This is a genomic window from Muricoccus vinaceus (assembly GCF_042433125.1).
GTDB lineage: Bacteria > Pseudomonadota > Alphaproteobacteria > Acetobacterales > Acetobacteraceae > Roseomonas > Roseomonas vinacea.
The window spans coordinates 887,025-899,292 of the sequence record NZ_JBHLVZ010000002.1 but is presented as its reverse complement, the minus strand read 5'-3'; the positions used below and the strand labels follow the sequence as shown (position 1 = coordinate 899,292).

Annotated in this window: 9 protein-coding genes; 2 read left to right on the top strand and 7 right to left on the bottom strand. The window is 73.1% G+C overall.

The genetic code is table 11. From position 1 onward, the window contains the following. Positions 1–19: 19 nt before the first annotated feature. The 7 genes from ACFFIC_RS06050 to ACFFIC_RS06020 form a co-directional block, all read right to left on the bottom strand. The gene (locus ACFFIC_RS06050) at positions 20–3,502 is read right to left on the bottom strand and encodes a PAS domain S-box protein (protein ID WP_377049234.1); all 3,483 of its coding nucleotides are present in this window, start codon (positions 3,500–3,502) and stop codon (positions 20–22) included. A 325-nt stretch (positions 3,503–3,827) separates the two neighbouring features. Further along, the gene (locus ACFFIC_RS06045) at positions 3,828–4,550 is read right to left on the bottom strand and encodes a response regulator transcription factor (protein WP_377049233.1); all 723 of its coding nucleotides are present in this window, start codon (positions 4,548–4,550) and stop codon (positions 3,828–3,830) included. A 116-nt stretch (positions 4,551–4,666) separates the two neighbouring features. Continuing rightward, complete coding sequence (locus ACFFIC_RS06040) at positions 4,667–5,602, bottom strand: sensor domain-containing diguanylate cyclase (protein WP_377049232.1); 936 nt, start codon at positions 5,600–5,602, stop codon at positions 4,667–4,669. A gap of 11 nt (positions 5,603–5,613) precedes the next feature. Next, on the bottom strand, positions 5,614–6,285 hold the full coding sequence (locus tag ACFFIC_RS06035) for an HD-GYP domain-containing protein (protein WP_377049231.1): 672 nt from the start codon (positions 6,283–6,285) through the stop codon (positions 5,614–5,616). Positions 6,286–6,391: 106 nt separating this feature from the next. Next, positions 6,392–6,847, bottom strand: coding sequence for a response regulator (locus tag ACFFIC_RS06030; protein ID WP_377049230.1), 456 nt, complete (start codon positions 6,845–6,847; stop codon positions 6,392–6,394). 184 nt (positions 6,848–7,031) lie between these two features. Beyond that, complete coding sequence (locus ACFFIC_RS06025) at positions 7,032–7,391, bottom strand: response regulator (RefSeq protein WP_377049229.1); 360 nt, start codon at positions 7,389–7,391, stop codon at positions 7,032–7,034. Continuing rightward, a complete protein-coding gene (locus ACFFIC_RS06020; protein ID WP_377049228.1) occupies positions 7,325–8,476 on the bottom strand; it encodes a two-component system sensor histidine kinase NtrB in 1,152 nt (383 codons plus the stop codon). The genes ACFFIC_RS06025 and ACFFIC_RS06020 overlap by 67 nt, the downstream gene beginning before the upstream one ends. Before the next feature lie 251 nt (positions 8,477–8,727). On the opposite strand from ACFFIC_RS06020, the gene ACFFIC_RS06015 reads away from it, so the two are divergent. Together ACFFIC_RS06015 and ACFFIC_RS06010 are read left to right on the top strand one after the other, a co-directional pair. After that, positions 8,728–9,957 (top strand): glycosyl hydrolase family 8, encoded by a 1,230-nt coding sequence (locus ACFFIC_RS06015; RefSeq protein ID WP_377049227.1) that lies wholly within the window; start codon positions 8,728–8,730, stop codon positions 9,955–9,957. A 372-nt stretch (positions 9,958–10,329) separates the two neighbouring features. Beyond that, positions 10,330–12,264 (top strand): putative bifunctional diguanylate cyclase/phosphodiesterase, encoded by a 1,935-nt coding sequence (locus ACFFIC_RS06010; protein WP_377049226.1) that lies wholly within the window; start codon positions 10,330–10,332, stop codon positions 12,262–12,264. Positions 12,265–12,268 lie beyond the last annotated feature (4 nt).

Sequence of the window (12,268 nt, the reverse complement as noted above, 5' to 3'; positions counted from 1 at the left end):
TGGGACGGGGGAGGGGACCCTAGCCCGTCGCGTCCAGCGCCCGCCGGATTGCCTCGGCCAGGTCGCGGCGGCGATAGGGCTTCTTCAGCAGCAGCACCCCCGACTCCACGGCGCCGTGCCGGGAGAGCGCGTTCTCCGTGTGGCCGGATGTCAGCAGCACCCGCAGCCCCGGATGGAGCTGGCGCGCCCGGATCGCGAGATCCAGCCCGTTCATGCCGCCGGGCATGACCACGTCGGTGAAGAGAAGGTCGAAGCCCGGCGCGTCGCGCAGCGCGGCCAGCGCCGCGGCGGCCTGGTCCACCAGCGCGACGTCGTAGCCCAGCTCGCGCAGCTGGGTCGCGACGTGCTCGCGCACCAGCGCGTCGTCCTCCACCAGCAGCACCCTTTCCCAGCCCCCCGCCTCATCCATCACCGCCGGCGTCGCCGGGGCGCGGGCGCGGGTCTCGGCGCCCGGGACATACATGCGGATGGCGGTGCCCAGATCGGGCATGGAGTTGATGCTCACATGCCCGCCCGACTGCTTCATGAAGCCATACACCATGCTGAGCCCCAGGCCCGATCCCTGCCCCACCTCCTTGGTGGTGAAGAAAGGCTCAAAGGCGCGCGCCAGCACCTCGGGCGCCATGCCGGTTCCGGTGTCCACCACCTCGACCACCACGTAGCGGCCCGGGGCCAGGTCTCCCGACGCCTCCGCTTCCGGGTGGTCGGCCCCGATTTCCATGTTGCGCGTCGCGATGGTCAGGCGCCCGCCCGCGGGCATGGCGTCGCGCGCGTTGATGCAGAGGTTCAGCACCGCGTTTTCCAGCTGCGGCGGATCGATCAGCGCGGGCCACAGGTCTTCGTCAGGCTGGATGTGCAGGTCCACCTGCTCCCCGATCGTGCGGCGGAGCATGGTGGCGAGCCCGTCGAGGAGGGCGTTCACGTCCACCACCTTCGGGTCCAGCGCCTGGCGGCGGGAGAAGGAGAGCAGGCGGCTGGTGAGCGCGGCGCCGCGTTCCGCCGCGGCCATGGTCATCTCCGCCATCTCACGCAGCTCGCCGTTGTCGTCCAGGCTCTCCATCAGGATCTCCGCATTGCCGAGGATCACCGTGAGGAGGTTGTTGAAGTCGTGCGCGACGCCGCCGGTGAGCTGCCCCACCGCCTCCAGCCGCTGGGACTGGCGCAGCCGCGCTTCCAGCTCCAGCCGCTCGGTGATGTCGGTGTTCACGGCCAGGATCGCGCGCGGCGAGCCGTCGGCGTGGCGCATCAGCGTCCAGCGCGCCTCCACCACGATCCGCGTGCCGTCCTGCCTGCGCTGGATCAGCTGGCCAGCCCATGCGCCCCGGGCCAGCACCGTCTTGATCGGGACGGACAGGCAGGAGGGATCGTCGTAGAGCAGCTCCGCAACCGTCCGGCCGCGCCAGTCCGCGGCGGTCCAGCCGTAGAGCCGCTCCGCCCCCTGGTTCATGTAGGTGAGAAGGCCGTCGGTGGTGCGGACCAGGATGGCGTCCTGCACCTGGTCCAGAAGCTCGGCCTGCTCCTCCAGCCGGGTCTGGTAGGTGCGGCGGTCGGTGATCTCGCGGTTCACCGCGACCCAGTGGGTGACCTGTCCGGCCGCATCCGCCACCGGCTGCATGTCCAGCTCGACCCAGAACTCCTCGCCCGATTTGGTGTGGTTGATCAGCTCCGCACGCACGGGCTGCACGGCTGCGACCGCGGCCATGATGCGCTCCATCTCGTCGCGCTGGGTGCGCGGGCCCCGCAGGATCCAAGGGCTCTGGCCCTGGGCCTCGGCGCGCGTGAAGCCGGTGCGCCGCTCGAAGGCGTCGTTGACGAAGACGATGCGCAGCGCATGCTCCTCGCCCCCACCCGCATCCGTGATCAGCACGATGTCGTTCATGCGCGCGACGCAGGCTTCCAGCAGCCGCAGCTTCTCCTGCTCGCGCCGCCGCTCCGTCACGTCGTGGAGCGTGACGGTCAGCCCGCCCACGGCGGGAAAGGCGTGGACGTCCAGCCATCGCCGCGACGGCCGGAGGAACTCCTCGAAGCGGATCGTATGCTGGTCCCGCGCGGCGTCGCGCAGGCGGGTGCCGATGGCGCCGTCGGGCGCGAAGCCCGGGCAGTCCCACAGCGACTGCCCCAGCAGATCCTCCAGCCCGAGCACCTCGAGCGCCATGGGGTTGGCGTAGGTGATGCGGAAGTTGGCGTCGAGCGTGAAGAAGGCGTCCGTGATGCTGCCGACGCGCGCCGCCAGCCGCTCGGCCAGGCGCTGGTTCGCCTCCTCCACCGCGCGCCGCTCCGACACGTTCTGCAGCGCCCCCGCCACCGCCGTGACGCGCCCGGCCTCGTCGCGCTCGGTCTCGGCCACGATGCGCAGCCACTTCCGCCAGCCCCGCGCACCGGTTGCCTCGAACTCGCTGGAAAAGGCCGTGCCGTTGCGCACGCAGGCCTTGAACAGGCACCGCAGCCCCGTGCGCCATTCCGGCACCACGAAGCCCAGAGCCTCCCGCAGGGTGGAGGCATGGCCCGCCGGCAGGTCGAGGATGGCGCAGGCCTCCTCCGACCATGTGATCAGACCCTCCTCGAGCCCCATCTCGAAGCCGCCCACCCGTGCCGCCTTCTCCGCCACCCGCTGCAGCTTCAGCGCATGGGTGAGGCGCTGGCGGTCGGCCTCGCGCTCGGTCACGTCCTCGGCGCGGTGGATGATGCAGCGCACGCCGCCGGCCTCGTCCAGCACGGGGGTGTTCAGCCAGCTCCAGACCCTCTCGCGCGGACCGGCACCGCGCGGGCCGCGCGCGCGGGCGGGCCAGCGCTGCAGCGGCATCCATTCCCGGATGCCGCTCGCGGCCACCCGGGCGAGCGAGGCGCGGAGGCCTTCGGCCACGGAACCCGGCAGCGCGCCGGACATGGCCTCGAACAGCGGCCGGCCCAGAAGCGCCGCGCGCTCCGTGCCGGTGGATGCCAGGTATTGGTCGCTGGCGCCCAGGATGCGGAAGTCGCCGGGTGCCAGCACGAGGCAGGCGGCCGGCGCCGCCTCGAACACGGCTTCGAAGGGCACCTCGCCGGCCTTCGCCGGAGGCGGCGCCGGCGTGGCATCCGGCATGATGTCCACCACCGCGGCGAAGCCGGAACAGGCCCCGCCCGCATCGCGCAGGGCCGAAAGGTTCAGGCGCGCCGGCACCGGCCCGCGCCGGCCGCGCAGGCTCGCCCTGGTGACGAAGCCCGGCGTGCCCGCGGCGTGGGCGGCCTGCATAAGGGAGCGCAGGCGGGCCTGGTCTCCGGCATCGGCCCAGGCGGCGAGATCGGTGCCGAGCACCGCTTCGGCGGACGCTCCGAGCAGGATGCAGAAGGCGGCGTTGGCATGCCGGATCCGCCCCGCGCCATCCGTGCCCGCCAGCCCCACGGCGGCGCCCTCGAACAGGGTGGAAAGGGAAGGGGGTTCGCCTGTCGCGGGCTGGGCCGTGCCGGCTGCGGCGGGATCGGCAGGCCGCCCGGTCATCTGCAGCGCCGGTGGGGTCAGCATCGGGCCCGGCAGCCGTGGCGTCGCTTCGACAAGATGGCTTCTCCACTTATGCCCGGGGCGGGGAGGGCTCCGTGCCGGAACCCCTTTCCCGCCATGCGGCGAACCACCGTGCCCGGACGCGACGCGGCGGAAGCGCGCCCCTGCCGCCGCCCGTCAATGTCCCGGCTTCCGGCCGCCGGCGCATCCGGGTAAACCGGAGCGATGCACGCAGGGGTGGTTCACTTCCCCGGGCTTACAAGGGAAAGCTGTGTTGCGCGAGGTTGACTTGGCGCCGACGGGATATTTCGCAAGCGTGTTCACGTGATCATCGGCCGGAGTGACCGGGTCACCACACCAGCCGATAACCCTTGCCGCGCACCGCCACCACCGTAACATGCCCGCCCGAGGCGGCGCTCAGCTTCTGCCTGAGGTTGGAGGCAAGCTGGTCCACGCCGCGCTGCTCCGGAAGAAGGCGGCGTCCCAGCACCTTCTCCGAGATCGTTTCGCGTTCCGCGAGATGGTCGGGCGAATCCAGCAGCACCCCGAGGAAGCCGGCCTCGCCCCCTGTGAGGCGTGTTTCGGTCCCGTCCGCCGCCACGACCCGCAGGCGGGAAGGCTCCATCTGCAAACCGCCCAGGTTCCATCCTGCCGGTTCGGCCGCCACGACGGCGGCGGGAGTGGTGGAGGCAGGGGTGGTCGCGTCCAGGCGGCGGCTGAGCGCACGGACGCGCGCCACCATTTCCCGGAGCGAGAACGGCTTGGCGAGGTAGTCGTCCGCGCCGACCTCCAGCCCGACCACGCGGTCCATCTCGTCCGCGCGACCGCTGACGACGATCACGCCCAGGTCGGCGCGCGCCGCCGCCTCGCGAACGAAGGCGATGCCGTTGCCGTCGGGAAGGCCGAGGTCCACCACCGCGATGCGCGGGTTGTCGCGCTGCAGGTGGATGCGTGCCTCGGCCAGTGTCGCCGCCGTCTCGGTCTTCCAGCCATCGCGAATGAGGGCGTTGCTGATGGTCGCCGCTACCCCTGGATCGTCTTCGAGAACAAGGACTGGCCGAGAGCCAGACATATAAGACACCCCTCCACGAGTGATTGATCATCGGTGCCCTCGGGCGCGAGAGCAAGACCGATTCCACACGCGTGGGTTTAGCGCGCCTCACTGTGGCAGCGGAGAAGCAGCACGGCTCAGGCCGGGGCGAGCAGGTCCTGGTTTTCCAGCGATGTTTCCTCCAGCGCGGCCTCCGCCCGGGCAACGACCTGCGCCACCTGATCGCCCGCCAGGGCGGAGGCGAGCCCGCCGCCGCAGGAGACGCGCAGCGGCCCGGCAGGGGTCGGGAAGGCCGATGCCGCGACGGCCGCACGGAGGCGCTGCACCACCGTCCGCGCTTCCACCAGCGCGAGGCCGGGCATGCAAAGGCCGAATCGCGCATCGTCCAGGCGCCCCACCAGATCCACCCGGCGGAGATTGCGGGCCAGCAGGCCGGCCACCCCCATCAGCACGGCATCCGCCGATCGCGGCCCATGCTCCGCCCGGACGGCGGCCAGCCCATCGACGCCGAGCACGGCGAAGCAGAAGCGCGCGGAGGGCTGGGCGGCGAATTCCAGCGCCGAGACCCGCAGCAGGGCCTGGCGGCCGGGAAGGCCGGTCAGCAGGTCGCAGTCCGCCATGGTGTCCGGCGCGCTCCCGTCCGGGCCCTGCCCGGTCACGTTGCGCGCGAAGCTGGCGAAAACGCCGATCCGTCCGCGGGGGTCGAGCATGGGCACCACCTGCATGTCCAGCCAGAAGGGCATGCCGTTGCGCGTATGGTTCAGCAGCCTGGCCGAGGCCGGACTGCCGGCCCTGAGCGATGCTCCCATCGCGGCGAGCACCTGGCGGTCCGTTCCCGGCCCCTGCAGCAGGCGCGGCGATCGACCCAGCACCTCCTCGGCGGCCCAGCCCGTCACCCGGGTGAAGGCGGGATTGACGTAGCGGATATAGGGCCCGGGCCAGTCGAGGCTGGCATCGGTCAGGATCACCATGTCCGACGCCCCCTCCACCAGCCGGCGGAAAAGGGGCCCCGAGGGGCTTCCGCCCTGCCTCATGGCCTCCGCCAGGGCGGCGGTGGCGGCGGCGCGCTGCATGCCCTGTTCCTTCAAATCAACGCCAGGCCGGCGGCGGCGCGCTCAGCGAGTTCCACGAGGAGAATATCGGCCAGCACGGGATCGAAATGCGTGCCGCGGCAGGCACGCAGCTCCGCCAGCGCGGCGCCGTCAGTCAGCGGCGTGCGGTAGGCCCGCCCGGGCTCCACCATGGCGACATAGGCATCGGCCACGGCGGTGGCGCGCGCCACGACGTGCAGGTCCTCCGAATGTCCGCCGACGGGATAGCCGCCCCCCTGCCAGCGCTCGTGGTGGTCGCGCGCGGCGGCCACCACCACCGGAGGGAAGCCCAGGCTGCGCAGCACCTCGGCGCCCGTCTCGGGGTGGCGGCGGATGGTGGCGAGCCCATCCTCATCCAGCGCCCGGTCCGAGCCGAGGGTCGAGGCGGGCACGAACAGCTTGCCAATGTCGTGCAGGGCACCGGCGATCAGCAGCGTCTCGGGGTCGCCCAGCTGGTCCGGTGCGCGGGCCCACATCCGCATCAGCACGCGCGCCACCCGCGCGCAGTGCGCGGCGGTGGGCGCGTGATGGTGGCGCAGCTGCCCGATAAGCGAGCGCGCCGCAACACCGCGCGGCGTGCTGCCCAGCAGCGCCGGCAAGCCCGTCTCCCCCGCTTCACCCTCCCCAGGCGAAGAGGGCGCGGAGGGCAGCCCGTGAATGTTCAAGATCCCCTCCTTGGTCGCCGCGGAGGACGCGTCCCCCGGCGCCGCGATCATCGCAAGGCGGCCGCGCCGGCACATGCACGGAGTCGTCCGAAAGTGTAGGCGGAGATCAGGACGCGGCGCGGCCGTCCACCGCCATCCGCACCGCTTCCGCCACGGCTCCGCAACGATAGGGCTTGGTCAGCACCACGGCGCTGCCCTCCCGCCGCATGCGCTCCACCACCGGATCCTCGTGATGGCCGGTGACGAAGACGATGCCCAGGCCGGGCAGCCGCCGCCGCGCGGCCTCCGCCAGCTCCCCGCCGCCCATGTCCGGCATCACCACGTCGCTGAACAGGAGGTCGCAGCCGGGATCGTCGGCCAGCAGTTGCAGCGCCTCGGTTCCGGCCCCCGCCTCGCGCACGGCGTGGCCGAGCGCGCGCATGAGGCGCGCCGCGTGCTCGCGCACCGGGCCGTCGTCCTCCACCACGAGGACGCGAAGGCAGGCCCCGCGAGCCCGCTGGGCAGCGCCGGGCGGGTCCGCGGCGCGCGGCGCCGGATCGGCCCGGCGGCAGGCCCCCTGCACGCCGTTCCGGCTCCTCGACGGAACCCAGGCGAGGCCGCCCGGACCTGCTGCCGGGACGGCAGGCGCCAAACCGTCGCCCGGCAGGCGAGCCGGCACCCGCCCGGCACCGTGGCCCCGGCGCCAGCCCCGGCCATCCGCGGCCCGGGCCGCTTCCCGCATGGCCAGCCGCTTCCCGGCCCGCATCCTACGCCACGCGCGCCGTCCGCAGCTCCTCCGCCACCGCCTGGGCCAGCTCGGCCTTGCGGAAGGGCTTGGGCAGCAGGCGGATGCCGTTCTCGCAGAGCGTTGTGCCATGGGGCTGCGCGGCATAGCCGGACATCAGCAGGGCGGGCAGGGACGGGATCCGCCGCCGAACCTCCGCAACCAGCCGCGCCCCGTCCAGCCCGCCGGGCAGGATCACGTCCGCCAGCAGCAGGGAAGGGACCGGCCGGCAGCGCTCCAGCGCCTCCATCGCCTCCTCCGCCGAGGCCACGGCGGTCACGCCGTAGCCCAGCCCGCCCAGCAGCCGCGCGATTCCTTCGCGTCCGGCCGGGTCGTCCTCCACCAGCAGCACATGGTCCGCCGGGGGGGCACCCCCGGTGCTTCGGCGGGGGTGCCCGGCAGGTCGAGCACGGCACGGGTTCCTTCGCCGGGGCGGCTTTCCAGGTGCAACGCCCCGCCATGGGCCGTCGCGAAGCCGTAGGCGGCCGAAAGCCCCAGGCCGGTGCCCCAGTGAGCCTCCGCGGTGGTGACGAAAGGCTCGATGCAGCGGTCCAGCATTGCCCGGGCCATTCCATGCCCGGTATCGGCAACCGTGAAGGCGACGCGCCCCTCCTCCGCCTCCGCGGCGGAAATCCGCAGGGTGCCGCCGGGGAGCATCGCCTCCAGCCCGTTGGAGGCGAGTTCGTGCAGGGCCGCCTCCAGCGCCGCAGGCTCGGCCAGCACCAGCGGCAGGCCGGGCCCGGACGAAACCTCGATCCGGTGCTCCGGGGCCCCGGCCCGCAGCCTGTTCTCCAGGCGCGCCAGAACCTCCTGCGCGCCCGCCTTCCCATCACCCGGCGGGGCCTTCCTCCGGGCGAATTGCAGCACGCGTCCGGTCAACGCCGCGGCACGCTCGCCTGCCTGCCCGATGAAGCGGACGGCCTCCAGCAGCTCCGCCTGGTCGGCCAGGAGCTCCTCCAGGTACTCGGCGTTGCCCATGATCACGGTGAGGCAGTTGTTGAAGTCGTGCGACAGGCGGCCCGTGGCCAGCGCGGCGGCGTCCAGGCGCTCGGCCCGCAGCTGTGCCGCGATGCCGCCAGGCGTATCGGTCACGTCGGTGAACCGGATCTCCAGCGCCTTTGCCGGCAGGGGCGTGATGACCACCACGTACCAGCGGTCCAGCGGCTCGAAGCGGAACAGGACGTCCTGCGTCCCGGGCGTCTCCGCGCCGGCAAGGGCAAGGCAGCGCCGGTGCGGCTCGGTCCCGCACAGGGCGGGAAAGCGATCCCAGAGGCAGTGCCCAAGCAGCGCCGCCGTGGGCAGGCCGAGCAGCCTCGCGGCCTGCGCGTCCACGGCCTCGATGCGGTGGCGGCTGTCCAGCCGGAGGGTGCCGCTTCCGCCCATGGCCGCCATGGACGGATCGGGCGGGTACTCCGCGGTATCCAGCATGGTTCCTCCGGCCCGGTGCGGCCGTTTTATGACATGCCCGCCATCACCTCCCCGTCCGGAAAAAGGTGAGCAATTGTGATCGTGTGTCACGCGGCCGGCCGGAGCGCGGCGTGGCGCGCCCGGCCTGCCATCTCCACGCCCGTGCCCCGCGACAAAAACGAACAAAAGCTACTTCGCTGGCCGGACCGCCTAACCGTTACGACATCTGAAGGAATCATGAACCCAGTCCGCTTCCAGGAGCCCGGCCGGAGATGTCGAAAACCCAGCGCGCCGCTCCCGCCCATGATGCCGGCGCGGCCGGCGTTGCTCCGTTCGGCCGCCGCAACCTGTTGAGCGCGGCGCTGGCCGCGGCGGCGGCGGTGCGCACGCGCCCCGCCCGCGCGGCCGCGGCGACCGCGGACTGGGTGGCGTTCCGCCAGCGCTTCGTCATGCCGGATGGCCGGGTGATCGACACCGGCAACAGCAACGTGTCCCATTCCGAGGGGCAGGGCGCCGCGCTGCTCTTCGCCGCCCGCTTCGACGACCGCGTGGGCTTCGAGCGCATCCTGGCCTGGACGCGCGGGGTGCTGCGCCGGCCGGACGACACCTTGCTCGCCTGGCGCTACCAGCCCGGCGCCTCCGTGCCCGTGGCCGACCTCAACAACGCCACCGACGGGGATCTGCTGGCGGCCTGGGCGCTGTCCGAGGCCGCCGGGCGCTGGGGCGTGGCGGAACACCGCGCGCTGGCCATCCAGATGGGGCGCGACATCCTCCGGCGCGTGGTGGTGGCGCAGGGCAAGGATGCCGTGCTGCTGCCGGGTGCCTCCGGCTTTCTCAAGCCCGACCATGTCGTCGTGAACCCCAGCTACTCCGTCCTGCCGGCCTTCCGCGCCATGGCCCTGCTGGTGCCCAATCCGCTCTGGGCCAGGCTGGAGGAAAGCGGCCTGGCGCTGTCCGAGGCCGCCTGCTTCGGGCGTTGGAAGCTGCCCGCCGACTGGGTGGCCCTGCCGCGCGGCGCGGGCCGGCCGACGCTGGCGTCGGGATGGGCGCCGCGCTTCTCCTACGACGCCATCCGGGTGCCGCTTTACCTGGCCTGGGCCGGGTACCGCCAGGCGCCGACGCTCCGCGCCGCCGTGGAGTTCTGGAACGACCCGGCCCATGCGGCGCCGCCCGCCTGGGCCGACCTGCGCACCGATGCGGTGGCGCCCTATGCGGGGGACGCCGGGCTGCGCGCCATCGGGTGCCTCGCCGGCGCGTCCAGCCGCCGTCCGGCCGGGGTGGCGGCCGGCGGGGCAACCCGCGCGGCCTCCCTGCCCGAGGTTTCGGAGGCCCAAAGCTACTACGCCGGGCTGCTCGTGATGATGTCGCGCCTGGCGTGGAGCGATGCGGGGCTGGAAGAGGACGAGCAAAGCACCGCCGCGCTCACGCCCCGCCCGGCGCCGCTGCCGCGCACGGGGGTCGAGGCCCGGCTGGCCACCTTCCTGGCGCCGACGCGGTTCTGAGCGAAAGCCGGGAGTGGGCCGGACCCGCTGGCGGCCACCGCCGCCGGAGGCCGCGTTGCGCATCCCGCCCGGGGCCATGGATGACCGGCGTGGCTGCCGGCGCGGGCCGGGATGAGCACCTTCCCGCATCCGGCCCGCCGGCGACGGATGGGCAGACGACAAAATCCCACAAAGCGCCGCATTTCGTGAGTGGCCGCCCGGCTCCTGCCGGCGGCAGCCGTGCTTCCTCACACAACCTCACGCCACTTTCCGGCTCCGCTGCGGCATGGTCCGGGCTGCGGGCGGGCTCCTGTTCCAGGCCGGGCCCGCCGGCAGCCGGTTCCCCGCGCGGCTCTCGCTTCTGCCTTGCCGCGACACACCGGAGACCCGTGGATGATCCCAGCCCCCATGCCCCGCGACGAGCGCGAGCGCATCGCGGCCCTGAGGCGGCTGGATATCCTCGATACGGCGCCGGACGCGGTTTACGACGCCTTCACCGAGCTGGCACGCTCGGTCTGCGGCACGCCCATCGCCGCGCTCTCGCTGGTGGACACGGACCGCCAGTGGTTCAAGTCCGTCCTGGGCCTGCCGCTGCAGCAGACCTCGCGCGACCACGCCTTCTGCGCCCACGCGATCATGCGGCCGGATCATGTCATGGTGGTGCCGGACGCCCTGCTGGACGACCGCTTCGCTTCCAACCCGCTGGTGACGGGCATGCCGGGCATCCGCTTCTATGCCGGCGCGCCGCTGCTGGACCGGGACGGCTTCGTGCTGGGCTCTCTCTGCGTCATCGATCGCGAGCCGCGCGAAGTGGACCGTGACATGGTCGCCAAGCTCGCGCAGATCGCGGCCGGCGCCTCGGCCACGCTGCAGCTGCACGGCTGCATGCGGGAGCTGAGCCGCATGGCGCTGGTCGATCCCCTCACGGGCCTGGCCAACCGCGCGGCCTTCGACCGGCGGCTGGAGGAGTCCTGCGCCGGCACGGGAAGCGCGGCCCTGCTCATGTTCGACATCGACCGCTTCAAGGGCATCAACGACCTGTTCGGCCATCCGGGGGGCGACCGCGCGCTCTGCGAGGTCGCGCGCCGGCTCCGCGCCGTGGCGCGCGCGGGCGACATGGTGGCACGCTTCGGCGGGGACGAGTTCGCCATCCTGTGCGGCGAGGGCGCCTCGGTGGATGCGGCGCTCGCCATCGCCGGCCGCGTTCACGCGGCGCTGGCGGATACCTTCCAGATCGACGGCCAGGTCGTGCCGCTGCGCACCTCCATCGGCGTGGCGGTGGCGCCGCGCCACGCCTCCGGCGCCGAGGAGCTGGTGGCCGCGTCGGACGCGGCGCTCTACGCCGCCAAGCGCGCCGGGCGCGGCATCACCCGCCTTGCGCTCAGCCCCGAGGCCCCGGCCGAGCGCGCGCCCGTCGACATCGCGGGACGGATGACCCTGCACAACCTGCTGCGCGAAGCCCTGCTCACCGCTGGCTGCAACCCCTTCCACCTGCACTTCCAGCCGATCCTCGACCTGCCCTCCGGCCGCGTGATGGCTTTCGAGGCGCTGGTGCGCTGGACCCTGCTGGACGGGCAGCGCGTGGCCCCCAGCGACTTCGTGCCGGTGGCCGAGCAGTCCGGCCTGGTCCCGCATATCGACCGCTGGGTGCTCATGCAGGCCTGCCGCGCCGCCTGCTCCTGGCCCGAGGCCTGGGCGGTTTCCGTGAACATGTCGCCGGCCACCGTGGCCTTGCTGGATGTGGTGGAGCTCGTGCAGGAGGCGCTGGCGGTCAGCGGCCTGCCGCCCTCCCGCCTGCGGCTGGAGATCACGGAAACCATGCAGGTGCCGAACCCCCAGCGCATGTCCGAGGCCATGCAGGCGTTGCGCGCGCTCGGCGTCACCGTGGCGCTGGACGACTTCGGGAACGGCTACGCCTCCGTGACGAACCTGCGCCGCTTTCCCTTCAACGCGGTGAAGCTGGACCGCAGCCTCACGGCCGGGCTCGGCACGGACCGCCAGGCGCTGCCGGTGGTGCGGGCCATGCTGGACCTGACGCAGGCGCTGGGCCTGCGCGCCGTGGCGGAGGGGGTGGAAACGGACGGACAGTTCCGGCTGCTGCACGGGCTGGGTGTGTCGCGCATGCAGGGCTTCCTGTTCGGCCACCCGGTGCCGGAGGAGGAGGTGGTGCAGACCGCGTCGGAGGCGGAGACGCTGCTGGCCGCCCTGCTTCGGCCGGAGGGCGCGCCCGGCGGCCTTGCTCAGTCCGTCTTCTCGCCGGGATCCATGCTCCGGCGCGATCCGGGCGAGGGTTCCGCCGGGCGCCAGGGGCGCATGACGCCGGCCTGAAGGC

Coding starts and splice junctions, on each gene's coding strand:
- ACFFIC_RS06015 (WP_377049227.1), top strand. CDS start 8,728: ATGTCGAAAACCCAGCGCGCCGCTCCCGCCCATGATGCCGGCGCGGCC.
- ACFFIC_RS06040 (WP_377049232.1), bottom strand. CDS start 5,602: ATGCAGCGCGCCGCCGCCACCGCCGCCCTGGCGGAGGCCATGAGGCAG.
- ACFFIC_RS06045 (WP_377049233.1), bottom strand. CDS start 4,550: ATGTCTGGCTCTCGGCCAGTCCTTGTTCTCGAAGACGATCCAGGGGTA.
- ACFFIC_RS06050 (WP_377049234.1), bottom strand. CDS start 3,502: ATGCTGACCCCACCGGCGCTGCAGATGACCGGGCGGCCTGCCGATCCC.
- ACFFIC_RS06010 (WP_377049226.1), top strand. CDS start 10,330: ATGATCCCAGCCCCCATGCCCCGCGACGAGCGCGAGCGCATCGCGGCC.
- ACFFIC_RS06020 (WP_377049228.1), bottom strand. CDS start 8,476: ATGCTGGATACCGCGGAGTACCCGCCCGATCCGTCCATGGCGGCCATG.